The sequence below is a fragment of the Pseudoprimorskyibacter insulae genome, assembly GCF_900302505.1.
GTDB lineage: Bacteria > Pseudomonadota > Alphaproteobacteria > Rhodobacterales > Rhodobacteraceae > Pseudoprimorskyibacter > Pseudoprimorskyibacter insulae.
The window spans coordinates 184,693-203,823 of the sequence record NZ_OMOJ01000005.1 but is presented as its reverse complement, the minus strand read 5'-3'; the positions used below and the strand labels follow the sequence as shown (position 1 = coordinate 203,823).

Genomic DNA, 19,131 nt, shown 5'->3' with positions numbered 1-19,131 from the left:
TTGAAGTTTGGTAAAATTGTGGCAAATGGGGCGGAAAATGGTATCCAATAGGTTAATGCGGCAGAAATACGCTCATATGGTTAATTGTTTGTGACGCACTATTCCTTGAGGATATGTCGATACCAAAAATTGGGTGCTTAAAAAAGATCAGGCGCAGCCACATCAATCAGATGCGATCTGCGCCAATGGGCTTACGTGCCGGATAATAAATAAGAGACTTAGTTGCCGGCGCTGCGCGGCCCCGCCAGAACGGTGAGGCTGCTGTTGCTTTTCAGCTTGGTGATATCGGCGACGGTTACGTCGTCGCCGATGATCTTGGGAAGCATGGTCAGGCTTGCGGCCAGTACCAGACAGACTGCGGCCACGCTGGCAATCGCGCGCATCGGGATCAGACCCGCGATGCCGGACTTGCGCTTGGTCTTGTCTTCGGCTGCGGCGGTCAATGCGGCCGGAGCGGTCAGACTTGCAGCACTCGGTTGCGCGGCAGGTTTGGCAAAAGGCTGTGCCGGTGCGGCGGCGACTGCGGTGCGCGGCGGGGTGGCTGCGGCTTTGCTCAGGGCCGATGCGATCGAATTGCCAGCCTGGGGTGCCGCCGGTTTCGGTGCTTCGGCGACGACTTCGACTGCCGCTTCGACGGGCGCAGCCTCTGCCGGGGCAGGTTCAGCCTTGGCTTCGACAACTTCCAGCGCCGGAGCAGCAGGTGCTGCCGGTGCCGCATAGGCCGGGGCCTGTTGAACCCGGTCCGACACAAAGTCGGGGGCGGATGTGGCAACCGGTGCCGGGTGCGCATGGATCACACGGGCCGGAATATGTTCGTGGCCTTGCTCGGACGGGCGCGGGGTGTTCCAGCGGGCGCCAGCAAAGTTGAACTTGGTGTTTTCGCGTTCGCTGATCGGCTGAACCTGGGTCAGAACCACACGGCCTTGCGCGTCAGCGGCGTCGGGCGCTTCGTGGCGCAGGTACAGGGTCGGGAAACCGGGGGTTTCCAGCGTGGCGCCGTGGTGCAGCGACAAACGATCCTGAATGCGTTCGCTCATCAGCCACATGGTGATGCCCATGACCTCGCCGAAGGGCAGGGTGCTGGGTTCGCACACCATGGTGCGGCCAAGGAAGACCTCGGACTGTTCCAGACGCAGGCCGATGATGTCGAGGCCCATGTCGTCGGTGTCGATGATCGGGGTCGGACGGACCACCAGTGGCAGCGGGAATGGCATGTCGCGGGCTTCCATGATTTCCTGCGGTGAGAAAATCATATCGGACTGGGCCCAGTGGACGCATTCGGGGGTGTCATGATCGACCAGGAACTGAACGAATGCATTCAGCATGACCAGCTTGTTTTCAATCGGATAGGGGGCGTCCGCCGCGGCGGTGCCCATACGGCCCATCCATTCGCGGATGTTGTTGTTCACCTGAACCGGGCCGTTGCCGACCGTGACAGTCAGGAACTGGCGGTGGGCCTGAATGGCATCCGGGAAGTCATAGTCCTTGATCTGCGTGATCGGCGCGTCCAGTGCGCTTTGCAGCAAGGAAGACGGGAATTTTTCGTTGCGAGCCGTGACCAGCACATGGAACTGCGGGTTCGTGAACAGGATTGATCCGTCCGCGCCCGGCTGGGTCATCTGAAGCTGCATGTCCGGCGCACCGATCAATTCGTTCACGGCTGCGACCATTGCGGCGAAGTCCAGCGACCGCAAGCTGCGATAAAGAAGTGTTGCCTGTACGTCCATTGCCTCTGTTCCTTCGGGATGTGTGACGTTGATCAATTGTTAACCCTCGATTCTGGCAACAATCAGGCTCGGACGTCGAAAATTGTGTTAATGCAGTGGCGAAAGGCGCGTTTTAGCTAACTTTCGCCACTGCACGTGAGCGAATGCACCGGTGAGGAGACACCGAACCGGGCCTGATACACAGCCCGGTTGGGCCGACTTCCCGAAACAAAAGGAAGACCGGCGCCTATTCATCCCGTGTGCACGATGCGTTTGAATGCGTCTGGGCCGACAGGATGAATAAGAGGGGGCCAACAGCGTCTGGAGCCGCTGTGACCGCATCTGGAGGAGTGGATGGGAAACCTGTCGGGGGACGCGGTGAACCGATTGCCGCGTCAGCTGAGCGACATGGCTGCAACGATGTGCAGGCCCCGTCTGGTCAGCTGTTTGTGCTGTGGCGGTGTCGTACAATGCCCTGTCCCCTTTAGCATTTCGTGGCCAATCTCGGGGGGAATCATGTTTGGAATGTGTCGAAACTTCGTGGAAGTTTAGAATTGGTTAACGCAATCGACCTTGGGTAGAAACAATCTGGACTATCTAAGGGGATTTAGCGCTAACCAAAGAGATATCTTTTGGAGGCGTCCTGCCTGCCGGAATCATGCGTGTTTTCGGCATCGTCTGACCAAGGATTCAGGCCAAAGAAAAACGGCGCCCGAAGGGGGCGCCGTTTCTATTTTTACACAGTGCTAAGATCAGCAGCTGTAGTAGTTCACGAACTCAACCGGGTGCGGCGTGGTTTCGAAGTCGATGACTTCTTCCATCTTCAGGTCGATGTAGCCTTCGATCTGGTCTTTGGTGAACACGTCACCGGCCAGCAGGAAGTCCATATCGGCCTTCAGTTCGTCCAGCGCTTCGCGCAGCGAGCCACAGACGGTCGGAATGCCGGCCAGCTCTTCTGCGGGAAGGTCGTACAGGTTCTTGTCCGACGCTTCGCCCGGGTGGATCTTGTTCTTGATGCCGTCGAGGCCAGCCATCAGCAGGGCCGCGAAGCACAGGTAGGGGTTTGCTGCCGGATCGGGGAAGCGAGCTTCGACGCGCTTTGCCTTCGGCGATTCGGTCCACGGAATACGAACGCAGCCCGAGCGGTTGCGTGCCGAGTAGGCGCGCAGAACGGGGGCTTCGAAGCCCGGAACCAGACGCTTGTAGCTGTTGGTCGCCGGGTTGGTGAAGGCGTTCAGAGCCTTGGCGTGGGTCAGGATGCCGCCGATGAAGTACAGGGCTTCGTCGGACAGATCTGCGTATTTGTCGCCAGCGAACAGGGGCTTGCCGTCTTTCCAGATCGACATGTTCACGTGCATACCCGAGCCGTTGTCGCCTTTGATCGGCTTCGGCATGAAGGTTGCCGAACGGCCATACGCCTGAGCCACGTTGTGGATCACGTACTTGTACTTCTGCAGCTCGTCGGCTTGCTTAACCAGCGTTCCGAAGATCAGGCCCAGTTCGTGCTGCGAGGTCGCAACTTCGTGGTGGTGCTTGTCGACCTTCATGCCCAGACGCTTCATGGTCGAGAGCATTTCCGAACGGATGTCCTGGCCGTCGTCCGACGGGTTCACCGGGAAATAGCCGCCTTTGTAGCCCGGACGGTGGCCCAGGTTGCCCATTTCGAATTCGGCGTCGGTGTTCCAAGCGGCGTGATCGGCGTCAACTTCGAACGATACTTTGTTCGGCTTAACAGCGTATTTCACGTCGTCGAACAGGAAGAATTCTGCTTCCGGGCCAAAATAGGCCACATCGCCGATGCCCGAGGACTTCAGGTAGGCTTCTGCCTTGGCTGCGGTGCCGCGCGGGTCACGATCGTAGGCTTCGCCGGTGTCCGGTTCCACAACCGAGCAGTGAATGCAGAGGGTTTTCTCGGCATAGAACGGATCGATATAGGCGCTTTCGGTGTCGGGCATCAGTTTCATGTCCGATGCTTCGATCGATTTCCAGCCTGCGATGGACGAACCGTCGAACATGAAGCCTTCCTCGAGGAAATCCTCATCGACCAGGTCGGACACGACCGTCACGTGCTGCAACTTGCCGCGCGGGTCGGTGAAACGGATGTCGACGTAATCGATATCCTCGTCCTTGATTGTCTTGAGAACTGCGTCCTTGCTCATTCCCTTCATCCCTTTCTGTGTTGGGGTTGTCTTGCGTCACTGCCCGAAGGCGGGACACAGAATTTTACAGCGCGTCGGAACCGGATTCGCCGGTACGGATGCGGATGGCTTGTTCGATGGGGCTGACGAAGATTTTGCCGTCGCCGATCTTGTCGGTCTTGGCCGCGTCAACAATGGCAGCAATCGCGCCATCAACCTGATCGTCGTCCAGAACAACTTCGATTTTGACCTTGGGCAGGAAGTCTACGACATATTCTGCGCCGCGGTAGAGTTCGGTGTGACCCTTCTGGCGGCCGAACCCTTTTACTTCCACAACGCTCAGACCCTGAATGCCAGCGTCCTGAAGTGCTTCTTTAACTTCGTCGAGCTTGAATGGCTTGATGATCGCTTCGATCTTTTTCACGCCCTGTCTCCTCACGTTCGGTGTCGGTCCGCTCAGACCACTTATCGGCAGTCTGGACAATATTCTCGTCTCTCATAGCGCGGGGAGGGTCGGGAATCCAAGCGGTCGCGTGCAAAATTTAGTCAATTCGCCTGAAATTTGTGCAGTTTGAAGAAAGCCTGTTGGTCGGGCATGTTTTTCGCCCCTCGGCATACCGACCGATAGCGGAAACGTCAAAATTTTAGCCCTGAAGCGCCACGTTCTCGCCTTTTGAGCCTAGGCAAATGGGCAGCTGCACGTCCTGCGTGTAGGTCAAAATTATAAAATGAGGTCAAAGAGCGAATGGTTTATTCCCTTTCGCCGACCCGCTCATTGGTTTGGGGCGGGTTGGCTGCGACTGTGTTGGTGTTGAATCAGGTTGGTGTACTCGACTCGCTTCTGGGGCTCGACTCCCCAGCACAGGCTAGCGGCCAGGTGGAGGTGCAAGACGGTACATTCGCAGAGGCCGAAGCCATGGCGCGGCAGCACTTGAATGCCTTTGTGGCGCAAGCCGAACAGCGCCCCGATGGTTGGAACAATATGGCCCTGCAGGTCGAATTCGCTGACGGGCCGGATGTCGAACGGATCTGGGTGGAGCAGTTCACCCGCGTTCAGGGCGATCTGTTCCGCGGAACGCTGGTGTCGGATGGCGCAACCATCGACGAAATGGCCCAAGGCCGGGTTGTCACCTTTCGTCAGGGTCAGGTCTATGACTGGTCGTTCCAGCAAAATGGCCGGGCCTATGGGTACTTTTCTGTGCGGGCTGAATTGCCCAGCATGACATCGGCGCGGGCTGATATCATGCGCGGCTTTCTGGCCGATCAACCCTTGCCACGGGGCTGGTGATCCGGCCCTTGGCATGACACACTCCGGCGTGTTCCAGACCGCGCCGGAGTGCCCTTATGACTGAGCTTCTGACATCCGCGCAGATGCGTGCCAATGAACATGCCGCGATTGCCTCGGGCGAGGTGACAGGGCTTGAGCTGATGGAGCGCGCCGGGCGCGGGGTGGTCGATGCGATCTTCGAACATTGGTGGACCTACCGTCAGCGCCCGCATCGGGCCGTGATCCTGTGCGGACCGGGCAATAATGGCGGCGACGGCTATGTTGTGGCGCGGTTGCTGCGCGATCTGAATTGGGATGTGACGGTTTTCGCATTGGGCGATCCCGAGCGCCTGCCGCCCGACGCTCTGACCAACTACAATCGCTGGGTTGAGACGGGCCGGGTGGCGCCGCTGACCCTTGCCAATTACGATGCGTATTCTGACGCGCATGGCCCTGCGGACCTGTATATAGACGCCCTGTTCGGCACGGGCATCACGCGGCCCGTCACTGGTGACGCGTGGGAGGTGCTGGGCCGTTTGGTTGGCATGGGGCAGGGCATGGGCGTTGGTCCCGTCGTCGCGGTTGATGCGCCGTCGGGTCTGTGCATGGACAGCGGGCGATTGCTCGGGGCCGAAGGGGCCTATGCCTGGGGTCTCAATCAATTCGCAGCGCTGACGGTGACATTCGATTGCCCCAAGGTCGGGCATTATCTGGCGGATGGGCCGGGGCTGTGTGGGCGCTTGGCCGTGGTGGACATCGGCATCCAGAAATGGCGCGGCCAGTATGTGGTGGGCAAAGCCGCGCAGAGCGTTTGGCTGGCCGAAATGACCCCGGATGATCTGGGCGCGCGGGCCGTGACACTGCCGGTCAAACAGGCTTGGCACGCGCATCACGGTCAGACGCATAAATATTCGCATGGGCATGCCATGGTTGTGACCGGCGGCGAAGGGCACACCGGCGCTGCGCGGTTGGCGGCGCGGGGGGCGCTGCGGATCGGGGCGGGGCTGGTGACACTGGCCGTTCCGGGGCCTGCCATGCCCGAGGTTGCCGCGCAGATCACTGCGGTGATGATGCGCGAGATCAGCGACGCCCGCGCTTTGGACACGGTGCTAGAGGATGAGCGGCTGAACGCGCTGTGCATCGGGCCGGGGCTTGGCTTTGGGCCTGCGCGGGCCGATCTGGTGCGCGCCGTTCTTCAGGCAAAGCGGCCAACGGTGCTGGATGCCGACGCGCTGACCTTGCTGGCCGAGCATGAGGAGCTGCGGGATCTGCTGCACGATGGATGTATTCTGACCCCGCATGGCGGTGAATTCGCCCGATTGTTCCCAGATATCGCGGCCAAACTGACCGCGCCGCGTTTGCCCAAACCTTCGGACAGTCAAAGCGCCGATTTGGCCGCGCATAACGCCTATCGGTCGGCCTTGGCCGCGCAAACCGGCCCAGCCTATTCCAAGGTCGATGCTGTGCGCGAGGCCGCCAAGCGGGCAGGGTGCACGGTTCTGTTGAAAGGGGCCGATACGGTGATTGCCAGACCAGAGGGCGCGGCGGTGGTCCATGCAGCCGTCTATGACCGGGCCGCGCCGTGGCTGGCAACTGCCGGGTCGGGGGATGTGTTGGCTGGGATTATGACCGGGCTACTGGCTATGGGGCAGACATCGGTTCAGGCCGCCGCAGGGGCCGTATGGATGCATACCGAATGCGCCCGCGCCTTTGGCCCCGGACTGATCGCCGAAGACTTGCCCGAGCAGATTCCGACCGTCGTGAAGGCGCTTGTAAAATAGTTGAATTTCCCTCTCGCATCCCCGCGAGAGGTTTGCTAGATACGCCGCACTCTGCTACGGCAGAGCGGTCGCGGGTATGGCGAAATTGGTAGACGCACCAGATTTAGGTTCTGGCGCCGCAAGGCGTGGGGGTTCAAGTCCCTCTACCCGCACCACTTAATCCTTCAGGTTTGGTTGGCGAAACGGCGCGTGCATTATTGCATGGGGTGGTGATGCTTGCCGTTGACGGAACGCGATTTCCGCACTAATCGCGCCGCTGATGCGTCAATTTCGGGCGCAGCGTGCTGTCCGCCGCGTGGCCTTCTTGTGGCAAATGAGCGGACCCCAGAACAATGAGACGGATATGGCGGGACACCGTTTTTCCTCGGGGTATCCAGCGGCTGATCGTCGTGCGGATTTTGCCGAAACCTTGATGTTGTCGGGCGATGCGCCTGCGGCCACCGAAGTGCTGCGCGGGGCGCTGGATCTGGTGCCTGACTGGGGCGCGGGTTGGTTCCGCCTGGGCGAATTGCATGAGGCCGCTGGCGATGAGGCAGCCGCCGTCGAGGCGTGGACCCGCGCGGTTGAGATTGATCCGGCCGATCCGTTCGGCGCGGGCGTGAAGCGCGATTTGCTGCGCAAAGTGTCGATCGTGGAAACGCTGCCGCCTGCCTTTGTGGAATTGCTGTTCGATCAATACGCGCCGCGGTTTGAAACCTCGCTACTGAACAAGCTGGAGTATCGCGGCCCGTCCATCGTAGCGGACGCGCTGGCGCGTTGCGATGTGGGCCATGTGGCGCGGGCGATGGATCTGGGCTGTGGCACTGGCTTGCTGGGCGATGTCTTGCGGCCGTTGTGCGGCTGGCTGGAAGGGGTCGATATTTCGTCGGGCATGCTGGCTGAGGCATCGGTGAAACAAGTCTATGACTGGCTGGAAAAGGTCGATATCGCGACGCTGGATATCCCGGATCGCCCCTATGACCTGATCATCGCATCCGACGTGTTCAATTATATTGGCGCGCTCGAACAGGTGATTGGCTGGTGCGCCGGGGCGATTGCGCCGCTAGGGCAGCTGATCTTTACGGTGGAGCTGGGCGATGATGGCGTGATGCTGCAAGACTGCCGCCGCTTTACCCATTCCGAATCCTATGTGCGCACGTTGTTGCGCGATGCTGGGTTCGCCCGCGCTTCGCTCAGCCGCGTTGTGTTGCGGCGCGACCGGGGGCAGGACGTGGTCGGGCTATGTGTGATCGCGTCGCGGAGCGGCGGCATGCTGGACCGGATGGGCGACGGCGAAGACGCCATTCCAGCCTGACGGAACCCGGCCCGAACCCGCCCGAACGGGCAAGGGCGACACGGAAACGCTGCGTATGGCTTGCTCAATGGGCCATGAATGGCGGATTCGTCTTGCACGGGCCGGACACGATGCTTAGAAGGGCGCAAATTCGATATAGCGGGCCTAGGCCCTGCCCGAGATGATGAGGGAAGAATGCAAGTTACCGAAACCCTGAACGAAGGTCTGAAGCGCGCCTATGCGATCACCGTGACGGCCGCTGAGCTGGACGCGAAGGTCAACGAAAAGTTGGTTGAAGCGCAGCCTGAGATCGAAATGAAGGGCTTCCGCAAGGGCAAGGTGCCGATGGCGCTGCTCAAGAAGCAGTTCGGCCAGCGCGTGCTGGGCGAAGCGATGCAGGAAGCCATCGACGGCGCAATGAACTCGCACTTCGAAACGTCGGGCGACCGTCCGGCGCTCCAGCCTGAGGTCAAAATGACCAACGAAGACTGGAAAGAAGGCGACGACGTAAACGTCGAAATGTCCTACGAAAAGCTGCCCGAGATCCCCGAAGTGGATCTGGCAGGCATCGCGCTGGAGCGTCTGGTTGTCAAAGCTGACGACGCCGATGTCGATGAGGCGCTGGCCAACCTGGCCGAAACCGCCAAGTCGTTCGAAGACACCGACGAAGGCACCGCAGCCGAAGATGGCGATCAGGTTGTGTTCGACTTCCTGGGCAAAGTTGATGGCGAGGCCTTCGAAGGCGGCGCAGCAGAAGATTACCCGCTGGTTCTGGGTTCGGGCTCGTTCATTCCGGGCTTCGAAGATCAGCTGGTCGGCGTGAAAGCCGGCGACGAAAAGAACGTCGAGGTGAAATTCCCCGATGAGTACGGCGCAGAGAATCTGGCTGGCAAAGACGCTGTGTTCGAGTGCAAGATCAAAGCCGTCAAGAAGGCCAAAGCGGCTGAGCTGGACGACGAACTGGCCAAGAAATTCGGCTCGGACGATCTGGACGCGCTGAAAGCGCAGATCCGTGACCGTCTGGAAGGCGAATACGCTGGTGCGGCCCGTCAGGTCATGAAGCGCGGCCTGCTGGACGTTCTGGACGAGCAGGTGACGTTTGAGCTGCCGCCGTCGCTGGTTGACGCTGAAGCCAAGCAGATCGCCCACCAGCTGTGGCACGAGGAAAACCCCGAAGTGCACGATCACAACCACGGTGAGATCGAAGTTTCGGAAGAAGCCACCCGTCTGGCCAACCGCCGCGTGAAGCTGGGCCTGCTGCTGGCCGAACTGGGCCAGAAGGCCGAAGTTCAGGTCTCGGATGCCGAGTTCACTCAGGCCGTAATGAACCAAGCCCGCCAGTATCCGGGTCAGGAACGCCAGTTCTTTGAGTTCGTCCAGCAGAACCAGCAGATGCAACAGCAGCTGCGCGCGCCGATCTTCGAAGACAAGGTCGTGGACCACATCGCCGAGCAGGCCACCGTCACCGAGAAAGAAATCTCGAAAGACGATCTGCAAGCGGCCGTGGACGCACTGGACGAAGAGTAATCTTCACCCAAGGTTAACGAAAAGCCCCGCCAGTTTGGCGGGGCTTTTTGGTTTGGGCGGAGGCGCTTTCACTCCTCCTCAATCGGCCTCGGGTTGCCGTCCTCATCCAGCGCCACGAACACGAAATCGGCCGCTGTCACTTTGGCGCCGGATTTGGCGAAGCGGGCGCGGGCCCAGACGTCTACGTGGATGTGCATGGACGTGCGGCCCACTTTTTTCAGCGTGCCGTAGAGCGTGACCTCGTCGCCGACTTTGACGGGGCGGAGGAATTGCATGCCTTCAACGGCGACTGTGGCGCTGCGGCCTTGGGACACGCGGCCCGCGATATTGCCTGCCGCCAGATCCATCTGTGACATCAGCCAGCCGCCGAAAATATCGCCTGCGGGGTTGGTGTCGGCGGGCATGGCGATGGTGCGGATGACCAGAACGCCTTCGGGCTGCTGGCGGCCATGAGAGGCACGTTCTGTGGCGCGTTTTAGGCTGTCGTCGGGGGTATTGGTCATGGCGGTGTCCTGCGGTGAACTGTGCCGCGATCATACCAGCCGTGGGCGGAATGAACATCGCCGCGCGAATGCCGGACAAAAGAAAAGCCGCGTGGGATCCACGCGGCTTTCCAATTTGTAACGGAAGGCGAGCTTACTGCTCGTCTGCCTCTGCAGCGGCAGGAGCGTCGTCGTCGTCGTCCGACGCCGCACCACCGAGATCGTCGAACAGTTCGGCGATTTCGTATTCTGCTGCGGCTTCTTCTTCTGCGGCCAGTTCCTGGATGGACTTGCCCGATGCCTGAAGCTCGGCCTCTTCGGGCGAGCGAGCAACGTTCAGTTCGATCTGGATCTGAACTTCGGGGTGCAGCGTGATGTCAACCTTGTGCAGACCCAGTTCTTTGATCGGGTGCGGGATGACGACCTGCTTGCGGTCCACGGTGAAGCCAGCTTCGGTTGCTGCGTCTGCGGCGTCACGCGGGGTGACCGAACCGTAGAGGCTGCCGCCGTCGGATGCCTGACGAATCACGATGAACTGCTGTCCATCGAGGCGATCGCCCATAGCTTCGGCTTCTTTTTTGGTTTCCAGGTTGCGCGCTTCCAGCTGTGCTTTCTGGGCTTCGAACTGAGCGATGTTCTCTTTCGAGGCGGTCAGTGCTTTGCCTTGCAGCAGCAGGTAGTTGCGAGCGTAGCCCGGCTTGACGTCTACGACGTCACCCATTTGGCCCAGCTTGGCCACACGTTCGAGAAGGATAACTTGCATTGCTCGGTCTCCTTACTTCACAGCGTATGGCAGCAGAGCCAGGAAACGGGCGCGTTTGATGGCACGGGCCAGTTCACGCTGTTTCTTGGCCGACACTGCGGTGATGCGCGACGGAACGATTTTACCACGTTCCGAGATATAGCGCTGCAGCAGCTTGGTGTCTTTGTAGTCGATCTTCGGTGCGTTCTCTCCCGAGAAGGGGCACACTTTGCGACGGCGGAAAAACGGTTTTGCAGCCATTGGTTAGCGTCCTCTGTTCAGGTGATTAGTTGCGGCGTTCACGACGGCCTTCGCGGTCGTCACGCTTTTGCATCTGAACCGAGGGGCCTTCCTCGTGTTCTTCGACCTTGATCGTCATCACGCGCATGACGTCGTCATGCAGGCGCATCAGACGTTCCATTTCCTGGACGGCGGCCGACGGTGCGTCGGTCTTCAGGAAGGCGTAATGGCCCTTGCGATTTTTGTTGATCTTGTAGGCCATCGTTTTGACGCCCCAGTACTCGTGCTCAACGACTTTGCCGCCGTTGTCCGCGAGGACGGTGCTGAAATGTTCGATGAGGCCTTCGGCTTGCGCGTTGGACAAATCCTGGCGCGAGATGAAAACATGCTCATATAGCGGCATGTGCTCTCCGTTCATGTTTGGCGCGTTTCAACGAACAGGGCAAAGTCCTTCCGCCCCTATTCACGAGAGTCCGCGCAGTTCAACCGTTTGCGGAAGGATGGCCTCGTATACACGGATTGACCGGTGATGCAAGCATTGAGGGGAGGCTGTTTGGATGCGTAAATATTGTACAATATGAAGAAACCTATTCCTTTGGGGTATTTTTCACTTTGTCGCCACATTTTGGCTAAAATTTGGACATGACCGGCGGGCAAATGCTGCGCTTGTAACGAGTATGTAACAAGTGACGCGGTTTTGTATCAGGTATCGAGGGAGAGAAACGACGAGTAATTAGTTTATATGTTTCAAAGGCTTCACTGAAGGCGTCGGCGCGTGGTCCGGCGCCTTTGTCTGTTCTAGGGCCGGGGTATGTTCATTTTCCAACAGTGGCTGTTGGCAGAACGGCAATTGAGCGCGCCAAAGTTCTGTCACACCTAAAGGGCGATCAGTTCAAACTCTATGGAGCCTTCCATGACCAAATTTGCCCGCGTAGCAGCGCTTGCCCTTGCCCTGAGCCCCGCTGCTGCCTTTGCCGCCCCCGAAGCCTACGTGCTGGACGCCAGCCATTCGCAGGTTGTTTTCACCTATAACCACCTTGGGTTCTCGACGACCTATGGCATGTTTTCGGGCTTTGACGGCCAGATCCAGTTCGATCAGGAAGATCCGGCGAATTCGTCCGTGACCGTGTCCTTCCCGGTAAAAACCATGCTGACCGGCTGGGAAGAGCGTTTTGGCCACTTTATGTCGGCTGACTTCTTTGACGCCACTGACGAAGAAATGGTGACCTTTACCTCGACCGCGATCGAAGTAACCGGTGAGACCACCGCCAAAATCACCGGCGATCTGAGCCTGAACGGCGTGACCAAATCGGTCGTACTGGATGCTGTGATGAACCAGAAGGGCGATCACCCGATGGCGGGCAAGCCCTGGGCCGGTTTCAATGCGTCCACCACGCTGATCCGGTCTGACTATGGTTTGGGTATGTTCGCCCCCTACGTCAGCGACGAAGTGAATGTGATGATTTCGATCGAGGCGATGAAAGCCGACTGATCTTAAGTCGTTCGTTAAAAAGTAACCCCGTCAGCCTAATGGCTGGCGGGGTTTTTGTTTGGCTTATTGCGACTTACTGGCCGTCAGATCGACCGTCACAGGCACGGCAAATCCAAGCTGGCCTTCGTCGGTCATGCTGTCTCCGACGTTGAAGGCGCGGCGGTCTAGGATGAGTTGGCCGCTGACTGTGGCCGTGTCCCCGTCCATTGTCAGGTCAAAGGGCAGGGTTGCAGGCACTTCGACACCGCGCAGGGTTAGCGTTCCGGGGGCTTGATAGCCGGTTTCGGTTGCCATGATATCGGCTGTGAAGATTGCGGTTGGGTTTGCCTCGGCGTTCAGGAAATCCGCGCCAAGTGCCTGCGACGTGACCGACCCAAGCGTCAAAGACGGGATTGATACGGTGACGGTGACTTCGCCTGCTTTGCCGGGCGTGTCGCGCGGCGCAAACGCGATTGCGGCGGTCCAGTCCGCAAAGCTGCCGGTCACGGGCTTGCCGAATTGTTGCACAGAGATGCCGAGCGTGCCGCTTTGGACCGTCCAATCACTGGGCGCGGCGGCGAGTGTTGGGGCGTTGGCGGCGGCGCTGTGGTCTTGGGTTGCCAAAGTGCCGACACCGGCCACGGCCCAGATCGCGGCGGCCAGCAGTGCGGGCAGGGCGTGCGAGGTGGCGGTGTGCTGTCCGGCCTCGGTCCGGCCCGGCAGCATGCGGCGCAGGGTGGCGTCTTTGTCGATGACATGGTGCTTGATGGCCCCAGCGACATGCAGAACCACCGTGATCAGCAGAACCGTCTTGAACGTATCGTGCACCGCCGATGCGGCTTCGGCCACCAGATCAGAGGTCGGCACAAACGGCAGGCCCTGACCGAAATGCCAAAGGATCGGGGCAAAGCCGACGGTTGCGGCATGGTGCACCCACCCGGACAGCGGAACCAGAACCATCGCGCCATAAAGCGCCCAATGCACCACCTCGGCCACGAAAGTTTCAAGCCGACGTTCGGGATGAAGCGGGGCGGGCTTTGGCTGGGACAGCGCCCAAGAAATGCGCAGAAGCGCGACAAAGAACACGATCACGCCAAGCGTTTTATGGAAGGAAAACAGCTGCGCTTTGTGGGCCAGTGCCTCGGCCGTGTCATAGGGTGCGTCAGTGGCAAGGATGCCAAGCGGGAAGGCAATGAAAATGCCAAGCGCGACAATCCAGTGAAAGACCTTGGACACAGATCCGAACCGGGCCTGCGTGTTGGAGAGGGGCATGTGCGACTCCTGATAGTGGGACATGACCAGAGAAGCGATATGCGGGCCCCTGATTCAACCTCACTCAATGCACAGAGCCAGTGCGCCGTTGCGCGAAGCGGTCAGTATCGCTAAGGAAGCGCAACAGTTTTCACAGGAGACCCGCATGACCCGCGCTTTCGTTTTCCCCGGCCAAGGTGCCCAAACCATTGGGATGGGCAAGGATCTGGCGGAGGCCTATCCCGATGCTCGTGCCGTCTTTGATGAGGTTGATGAGGCCTTGGGCGAAAAGCTGTCGCAGTTGATCTGGGAAGGCGACATTGCCGATCTGACCCTGACCGCAAATGCGCAGCCTGCGTTGATGGCGACCTCGATGGCGGTTGTTCGGGCGCTGGCCTCGGAAGGCGTTGGCATGGACGCTGCGGGTTTCGTGGCGGGCCATTCGCTAGGCGAGTATTCGGCGCTGACGGCTGCGGGCAGCTTGTCGGTGGCAGATGCCGCGCGTTTGCTGCGCATCCGTGGCCGCGCGATGCAAGACGCGGTTCCGGTAGGCGTGGGCGCGATGGCCGCCGTTCTGGGGCTGGATCTGGCGACGGTTCGCAAGATCGCCGCTGAAGCCGCACAGGGCGAGGTGTGCGCTGCCGCCAATGACAACGACCCGGCGCAGGTTGTTGTGTCAGGCCACAAGGACGCGGTTGAGCGGGCGACGGTTCTGGCCAAGGAAGCGGGTGCAAAGCGAGCGCTGATGCTGCCGGTCAGCGCACCGTTCCATTGCACACTGATGACCCCTGCGGCAGAAGCCATGGCAGAGGCGCTCAATCAAGTTGATATCAACGCCCCAAGCGTGCCGCTGATTGCCAATGTTGTCGCCGAGGCGATTGACGATCCGGCTACCATTCGTTCGCTGTTGGTGGATCAGGTGACCGGGTCGGTGCGCTGGCGCGAATCCGTTGAGTTTATGGCCAGCCGCGGCGTGACCGAAGTTTGGGAGCTTGGCGCAGGCAAGGCCCTGATTGGCATGGTGCGCCGTATCGAGAAATCCATGGCCACCCGCGCCGTTGGCACGGCGGCCGATGTGGCCGCTGCCGCCGAAGCGCTGGCAGGTTGATCCAGGTTCAGGAAGGACATTCAGATGTTTGATTTGACGGGCAAAACGGCCCTTATCACTGGTGCGTCGGGCGGCATTGGCGGCGCGATTGCCAAGGCACTGCACGGCGCGGGCGCGACGGTTGGCATTTCCGGCACGCGGGTAGAGCCGCTTGAGGCGCTGGCCGCCGAGCTGGGCGACCGGGTGCATGTTCTGCCGTGCAACCTGAGCGATGCCGCAGCCGTTGAGGCCTTGCCGAAACAGGCCATCGCCGCGATGGGGTCGATGGACATTCTGGTGAACAATGCCGGGATCACCCGTGACAACCTGTTCATGCGCATGTCCGATGAGGAATGGGAGCAGGTTTTGAACGTGAACCTGACCGCGACGTTCAAGCTGTGTAAAGGGGCGCTGCGCGGGATGATGAAATCGCGCTGGGGCCGGATTGTGAACATCAGCTCGATCGTGGGGGCCACGGGCAACCCCGGTCAGGGCAACTATGCCGCCGCCAAGGCGGGAATGATCGGCATGTCGAAATCGCTGGCCTATGAAGTGGCAAGCCGGGGTGTGACGGTGAATGCCGTGGCGCCGGGCTTTATTGCCACGGCCATGACCGACAAGCTGAACGACGATCAGAAAGGCGCGATCATGGGCCAGATCCCGGCGGGCCGTATGGGCACGCCCGAGGAAATCGCGGCGGCTGTGCTGTATTTGGCCAGCCCCGAGGCTGGCTACGTGACGGGCGCGACCTTGCACGTCAACGGTGGCATGGCCATGTTGTGATCGAGGTGGGCCGGTGGCGGGAAAGCGCTTGCTATCCCTTGAGCCTGTGATATAGGCCCATCAAGATTTTTGGCCTCTGGGCGTCGGTGACGTTGATTGGTCAGCCCCCCGTACTGGGGCAAAGAGCCGCCCTTAGGGGCATCTAGAACGCCTCTCGGCTGGGGCGAGGGCAAGAACCGGGTCGAGCGGCCCGAGGCAACTGTGAGGAAGAGATATGAGCGACGTCGCAGATCGCGTGAAGAAAATTGTGGTTGAGCACCTGGGTGTTGAAGAGGACAAGGTTGTTGAAAACGCCTCGTTCATCGACGATCTGGGCGCAGACAGCCTGGACACCGTTGAGCTGGTGATGGCTTTCGAAGAAGAGTTCGGCATCGAGATCCCGGACGACGCGGCCGAAACCATCCAGACCTTTGGTGACGCAGTTAAGTTCATCACCGAAGCTCAGTAATTTCTGCGAGTATCGCGAAATTCGGACGGCGCCCCTAGGGGCGCCGTTTTGCGTTTGAGGTATTGCGCCGCAGGCTTTGCCTGCGTCGCCCGAGGGGGCGAGCGCGACCGTTCCGGCCGCGCTCGCCCCGGCGCGGGTGGCTGGGGATGGCCTTTCGCCCGGTCGCTGGAAGGCGGCAGGCGGCGAAAATTTGCGTATTTGGAAAGAGAAGAAGCAGGGGCGCGGGCCGAAACTGGCGCAGGTTGCGCCCGGTTTGTGGATGCCTCGGTGCCTCGCCCTCTTGCCCCTTGGGCCTGTCGCGGGGTAAGAGCAGCACAGAATGAAACCGAGGAAGGGCAGCAGTATGCGTCGCGTTGTGGTCACAGGTCTTGGACTGGTCACCCCTCTGGCCTGCGGGGTCGAGGAAACCTGGAAACGTATTCTGGACGGGCAATCTGGTGCTGGAACCATCACCCGGTTCGACGCCAGCCATTTGGCAACCACCTATGCCTGCGAAGTGCCGCATGGCGACGGCACGGATGGGACGTTCAATTCCGATGACTGGATGGCCCCGAAAGAGCGCCGCAAGGTGGATGATTTTATCCTGTATGGGATTGCCGCGGCTGAGCAGGCTGTCACCGACGCGGGCTGGAAGCCCGAGGATGAAGAAAGTCGTTTGCGCACCGGCGTTATGATCGGATCGGGCATTGGCGGTCTGAACTCGATCGCCGAGACAGCGATCCTGATCAAGGAAAAGGGCCCGCGCCGTGTGTCGCCGTTCTTTATTCCGGGCGCTTTGATCAACCTGATCTCGGGTCAGGTGTCTATCCGTTTTGGCTTCAAGGGGCCGAACCATGCGGTCGTGACCGCCTGTTCGACCGGTGCGCATGCGATTGGCGATGCGGCCCGTTTGATTGCCATTGGCGATGCCGATGTGATGGTTGCGGGTGGCGCGGAAGCGGCGATTTCTGAGATCGGGATTGCAGGCTTTAACGCGTGCAAGGCTCTGTCGACCAAGCGCGGCGATGATCCGAAATCGGCCAGCCGCCCCTATGATGCGGACCGTGATGGGTTTGTCATGGGCGAGGGCGCGGGCGTTGTGGTTCTTGAGGACTACGATCACGCCATGGCGCGCGGCGCCAAGATCTATGCCGAGGTTTGTGGCTATGGCCTGTCGGGCGATGCCTATCACATCACCGCGCCGTCCGAAGATGGCGATGGCGGGTTCCGGTCGATGACCGCAGCGCTGAACCGCGCGGGCATCACGGCGGGTCAGATTGATTACATCAACGCGCATGGCACCTCGACCATGGCCGATACGATTGAGCTTGGCGCGGTTGAGCGGTTGCTGGGCGATGCAGCGAAAACGGCGACCATGTCCTCGACCAAATCGATGACCGGTCACCTGCTGGGCGCGGCCGGCGCGATTGAGGCGATCTTCTCGATCCTGGCGATTCGCGATCAGGTGGCACCGCCGACGATCAACCTTGATACGCCTGCGGTGGAAACGTCGCTTGATCTGGCACCCAATGCCAAGCGCGAACGCAAGATCGACTATGCGCTGTCCAACAGCTTTGGCTTTGGCGGGACCAATGCCAGTGTGATCTTTGGAAAGGTCGATTGATGTGGCGTCATATCGCCTCTAATGCGCTGACCTTTCTGGTGGTGCTGGTTTTCCTGTTCGGCGGTGCGCTGATCTGGGCGAAGAACCAATACACCGGGCAGGGGCCATTGACCGGCGCGATCTGCGTAAAGGTGGAGCGCGGGACGAACTTCCGTAAGGTTTCCAATGATCTGGCCGATCAGGGGGCCGTTTCGAACGGTGCCATTTTCCGCGTGGGTGCGGATTACGCGGGTAAGACGCAGGATCTGAAGGCGGGCAGCTATCTGGTGCCGGAAGGCGCGTCGATGGCCGATATCGTGGATATCGTCACGCGCGGCGGGGCCAGCACCTGCGGGACCGAAGTGGTTTACCGCATCGGGATCAACCGGGCGAGCATTCAGGTGCGCGAACTGGATCCGGCGACGGAGCGCTTTGTCGAGAAGGCCGAGTTTGTGCCGGGTGTCGACGAGGTGCCTGAGGATTACACCCGTGTCCGTTCGCAGAACGACACGCGGTATCGGATTGCACTGGCCGAAGGCGTGACCAGCTGGCACGTTGTTGACGGCTTGAAGGCCGTTGATGTGCTGACTGGCACGGCAGATGCCATTCCGGCCGAAGGCTCGCTCGCGCCCGACAGCTATGAGGTGCGTGTGGGGGATACTGTGGCTTCGGTCCTTGATCGGATGCAGTCGTCGCAAGAGCGTATTCTGTCTGAGGCATGGGCGAACCGTGTTGATGGCTTGCCGCTGCAAACGCCGGATGAAGCGTTGATCTTGGCCTCGATCATCGAGAAGGAAACCGGCGTTGCAGAAGAACGGCGTCAGGTGGCCAGCGTGTTTGTGAACCGCCTTGAGCGGGGCATGCGCCTGCAAACGGACCCGACGGTGATTTATGGCATCACCAAGGGTGAGGGCGTTTTGGGCCGCGGTCTGCGTCAGAGCGAGCTGCGCCGCGAGACACCTTGGAACACCTATGTGATCGACGGGTTGCCGCCGACCCCCATCGCCAACCCCGGTAAAGCCTCGATTGAAGCGGCGCTTGATCCGGCCAACACGAACTATGTGTTCTTCGTGGCAGATGGAACGGGCGGCCATGCCTTTGCCGAGACTTTGGCCGAGCATAACGCCAACGTTGCCAAGTGGCGCAAGATCGAAGCCGATCAAGGGAATTGAGGGGAAGCCGGGGTTAATCCGGCTTTTTCTTTTATTGCCAGATGGTTAACGGTGCGTCCCGTTGCGTGTGTCCTTGACAGGCCGAACGGATGCACGTATAGATTGTGTCATGCTAGACGAGATGTCTGAACGGCCACGGGGCGACCCGATGGCCGTTTTTTCATGTCGCTCACCCGGACGG

General features: G+C 60.2%; 18 protein-coding genes and 1 tRNA gene. 11 read left to right on the top strand and 8 right to left on the bottom strand.

From position 1 onward, the window contains the following. Window positions 1–218: 218 nt before the first annotated feature. From PRI8871_RS13250 to PRI8871_RS13240, 3 genes are all read right to left on the bottom strand, one after another. Complete coding sequence (locus PRI8871_RS13250; protein WP_108886707.1) at window positions 219–1,727, bottom strand: hypothetical protein; 1,509 nt, start codon at window positions 1,725–1,727, stop codon at window positions 219–221. A gap of 731 nt (window positions 1,728–2,458) precedes the next feature. Further along, complete coding sequence (gene glnA, locus PRI8871_RS13245) at window positions 2,459–3,865, bottom strand: type I glutamate--ammonia ligase (protein ID WP_108886706.1); 1,407 nt, start codon at window positions 3,863–3,865, stop codon at window positions 2,459–2,461. Window positions 3,866–3,929: 64 nt separating this feature from the next. Then, window positions 3,930–4,268, bottom strand: coding sequence for a P-II family nitrogen regulator (locus PRI8871_RS13240; protein ID WP_108886705.1), 339 nt, complete (start codon window positions 4,266–4,268; stop codon window positions 3,930–3,932). Window positions 4,269–4,589: 321 nt separating this feature from the next. Here PRI8871_RS13240 and PRI8871_RS13235 point away from each other — a divergent pair, with 321 nt between their 5' ends. From PRI8871_RS13235 to tig, 5 genes are all read left to right on the top strand, one after another. Beyond that, on the top strand, window positions 4,590–5,132 hold the full coding sequence (locus tag PRI8871_RS13235) for a DUF2314 domain-containing protein (RefSeq protein WP_108886704.1): 543 nt from the start codon (window positions 4,590–4,592) through the stop codon (window positions 5,130–5,132). 56 nt (window positions 5,133–5,188) lie between these two features. Continuing rightward, entirely contained in the window at window positions 5,189–6,892 is a 1,704-nt protein-coding gene (locus tag PRI8871_RS13230) for an NAD(P)H-hydrate epimerase (RefSeq protein ID WP_108886703.1), read from the top strand. 70 nt (window positions 6,893–6,962) lie between these two features. Then, window positions 6,963–7,047, top strand: a tRNA-Leu gene (locus PRI8871_RS13225). 188 nt (window positions 7,048–7,235) lie between these two features. After that, a complete protein-coding gene (locus PRI8871_RS13220) occupies window positions 7,236–8,186 on the top strand; it encodes a class I SAM-dependent methyltransferase (protein ID WP_108886805.1) in 951 nt (316 codons plus the stop codon). 174 nt (window positions 8,187–8,360) lie between these two features. Further along, window positions 8,361–9,692, top strand: coding sequence for a trigger factor (gene tig / locus PRI8871_RS13215; RefSeq protein WP_108886702.1), 1,332 nt, complete (start codon window positions 8,361–8,363; stop codon window positions 9,690–9,692). Between the two features lie 68 nt (window positions 9,693–9,760). Here tig and PRI8871_RS13210 read toward each other — a convergent pair whose 3' ends face one another. From PRI8871_RS13210 to rpsF, 4 genes are all read right to left on the bottom strand, one after another. Then, window positions 9,761–10,195 carry an acyl-CoA thioesterase gene (locus PRI8871_RS13210; RefSeq protein ID WP_108886701.1) on the bottom strand — a complete coding sequence of 145 codons (435 nt, stop codon included), beginning with the start codon at window positions 10,193–10,195 and terminating at the stop codon, window positions 9,761–9,763. A gap of 133 nt (window positions 10,196–10,328) precedes the next feature. Beyond that, window positions 10,329–10,937, bottom strand: a complete 609-nt coding sequence (rplI, locus tag PRI8871_RS13205) for a 50S ribosomal protein L9 (protein WP_108886700.1) — start codon at window positions 10,935–10,937, stop codon at window positions 10,329–10,331. Window positions 10,938–10,949: 12 nt separating this feature from the next. Beyond that, window positions 10,950–11,177, bottom strand: coding sequence for a 30S ribosomal protein S18 (gene rpsR, locus PRI8871_RS13200; protein WP_009805008.1), 228 nt, complete (start codon window positions 11,175–11,177; stop codon window positions 10,950–10,952). 25 nt (window positions 11,178–11,202) lie between these two features. Then, the gene (rpsF, locus tag PRI8871_RS13195; RefSeq protein WP_108886699.1) at window positions 11,203–11,559 is read right to left on the bottom strand and encodes a 30S ribosomal protein S6; all 357 of its coding nucleotides are present in this window, start codon (window positions 11,557–11,559) and stop codon (window positions 11,203–11,205) included. A 510-nt stretch (window positions 11,560–12,069) separates the two neighbouring features. Here rpsF and PRI8871_RS13190 point away from each other — a divergent pair. Beyond that, window positions 12,070–12,648, top strand: a complete 579-nt coding sequence (locus tag PRI8871_RS13190; protein ID WP_108886698.1) for a YceI family protein — start codon at window positions 12,070–12,072, stop codon at window positions 12,646–12,648. A 63-nt stretch (window positions 12,649–12,711) separates the two neighbouring features. Here the strand turns inward: PRI8871_RS13190 and PRI8871_RS13185 are convergent, their stop codons facing one another. Next, complete coding sequence (locus PRI8871_RS13185; protein ID WP_108886697.1) at window positions 12,712–13,899, bottom strand: cytochrome b/b6 domain-containing protein; 1,188 nt, start codon at window positions 13,897–13,899, stop codon at window positions 12,712–12,714. 145 nt (window positions 13,900–14,044) lie between these two features. On the opposite strand from PRI8871_RS13185, the gene fabD reads away from it, so the two are divergent. From fabD to mltG, 5 genes are all read left to right on the top strand, one after another. Next, window positions 14,045–14,986, top strand: coding sequence for an ACP S-malonyltransferase (gene fabD, locus PRI8871_RS13180; protein WP_108886696.1), 942 nt, complete (start codon window positions 14,045–14,047; stop codon window positions 14,984–14,986). 24 nt (window positions 14,987–15,010) lie between these two features. Continuing rightward, window positions 15,011–15,748 carry a 3-oxoacyl-[acyl-carrier-protein] reductase gene (gene fabG, locus PRI8871_RS13175; RefSeq protein WP_108886695.1) on the top strand — a complete coding sequence of 246 codons (738 nt, stop codon included), beginning with the start codon at window positions 15,011–15,013 and terminating at the stop codon, window positions 15,746–15,748. A 214-nt stretch (window positions 15,749–15,962) separates the two neighbouring features. Continuing rightward, window positions 15,963–16,196, top strand: a complete 234-nt coding sequence (locus tag PRI8871_RS13170; RefSeq protein ID WP_108886694.1) for an acyl carrier protein — start codon at window positions 15,963–15,965, stop codon at window positions 16,194–16,196. Between the two features lie 343 nt (window positions 16,197–16,539). Beyond that, on the top strand, window positions 16,540–17,799 hold the full coding sequence (gene fabF / locus PRI8871_RS13165; RefSeq protein WP_108886693.1) for a beta-ketoacyl-ACP synthase II: 1,260 nt from the start codon (window positions 16,540–16,542) through the stop codon (window positions 17,797–17,799). Further along, window positions 17,799–18,950: an endolytic transglycosylase MltG gene (gene mltG / locus PRI8871_RS13160; protein ID WP_108886692.1), complete on the top strand. Its 1,152-nt coding sequence runs from the start codon at window positions 17,799–17,801 to the stop codon at window positions 18,948–18,950. Before fabF ends, mltG begins: the two co-directional genes overlap by 1 nt. Window positions 18,951–19,131 lie beyond the last annotated feature (181 nt).

Coding starts and splice junctions, on each gene's coding strand:
- fabF (WP_108886693.1), top strand. CDS start 16,540: ATGCGTCGCGTTGTGGTCACAGGTCTTGGACTGGTCACCCCTCTGGCC.
- PRI8871_RS13210 (WP_108886701.1), bottom strand. CDS start 10,195: ATGACCAATACCCCCGACGACAGCCTAAAACGCGCCACAGAACGTGCC.
- mltG (WP_108886692.1), top strand. CDS start 17,799: ATGTGGCGTCATATCGCCTCTAATGCGCTGACCTTTCTGGTGGTGCTG.
- rpsF (WP_108886699.1), bottom strand. CDS start 11,559: ATGCCGCTATATGAGCATGTTTTCATCTCGCGCCAGGATTTGTCCAAC.
- tig (WP_108886702.1), top strand. CDS start 8,361: ATGCAAGTTACCGAAACCCTGAACGAAGGTCTGAAGCGCGCCTATGCG.
- PRI8871_RS13230 (WP_108886703.1), top strand. CDS start 5,189: ATGACTGAGCTTCTGACATCCGCGCAGATGCGTGCCAATGAACATGCC.
- PRI8871_RS13170 (WP_108886694.1), top strand. CDS start 15,963: ATGAGCGACGTCGCAGATCGCGTGAAGAAAATTGTGGTTGAGCACCTG.
- PRI8871_RS13250 (WP_108886707.1), bottom strand. CDS start 1,727: ATGGACGTACAGGCAACACTTCTTTATCGCAGCTTGCGGTCGCTGGAC.
- glnA (WP_108886706.1), bottom strand. CDS start 3,865: ATGAGCAAGGACGCAGTTCTCAAGACAATCAAGGACGAGGATATCGAT.
- fabG (WP_108886695.1), top strand. CDS start 15,011: ATGTTTGATTTGACGGGCAAAACGGCCCTTATCACTGGTGCGTCGGGC.
- PRI8871_RS13235 (WP_108886704.1), top strand. CDS start 4,590: ATGGTTTATTCCCTTTCGCCGACCCGCTCATTGGTTTGGGGCGGGTTG.
- rplI (WP_108886700.1), bottom strand. CDS start 10,937: ATGCAAGTTATCCTTCTCGAACGTGTGGCCAAGCTGGGCCAAATGGGT.
- fabD (WP_108886696.1), top strand. CDS start 14,045: ATGACCCGCGCTTTCGTTTTCCCCGGCCAAGGTGCCCAAACCATTGGG.
- rpsR (WP_009805008.1), bottom strand. CDS start 11,177: ATGGCTGCAAAACCGTTTTTCCGCCGTCGCAAAGTGTGCCCCTTCTCG.
- PRI8871_RS13190 (WP_108886698.1), top strand. CDS start 12,070: ATGACCAAATTTGCCCGCGTAGCAGCGCTTGCCCTTGCCCTGAGCCCC.
- PRI8871_RS13185 (WP_108886697.1), bottom strand. CDS start 13,899: ATGCCCCTCTCCAACACGCAGGCCCGGTTCGGATCTGTGTCCAAGGTC.
- PRI8871_RS13220 (WP_108886805.1), top strand. CDS start 7,236: ATGGCGGGACACCGTTTTTCCTCGGGGTATCCAGCGGCTGATCGTCGT.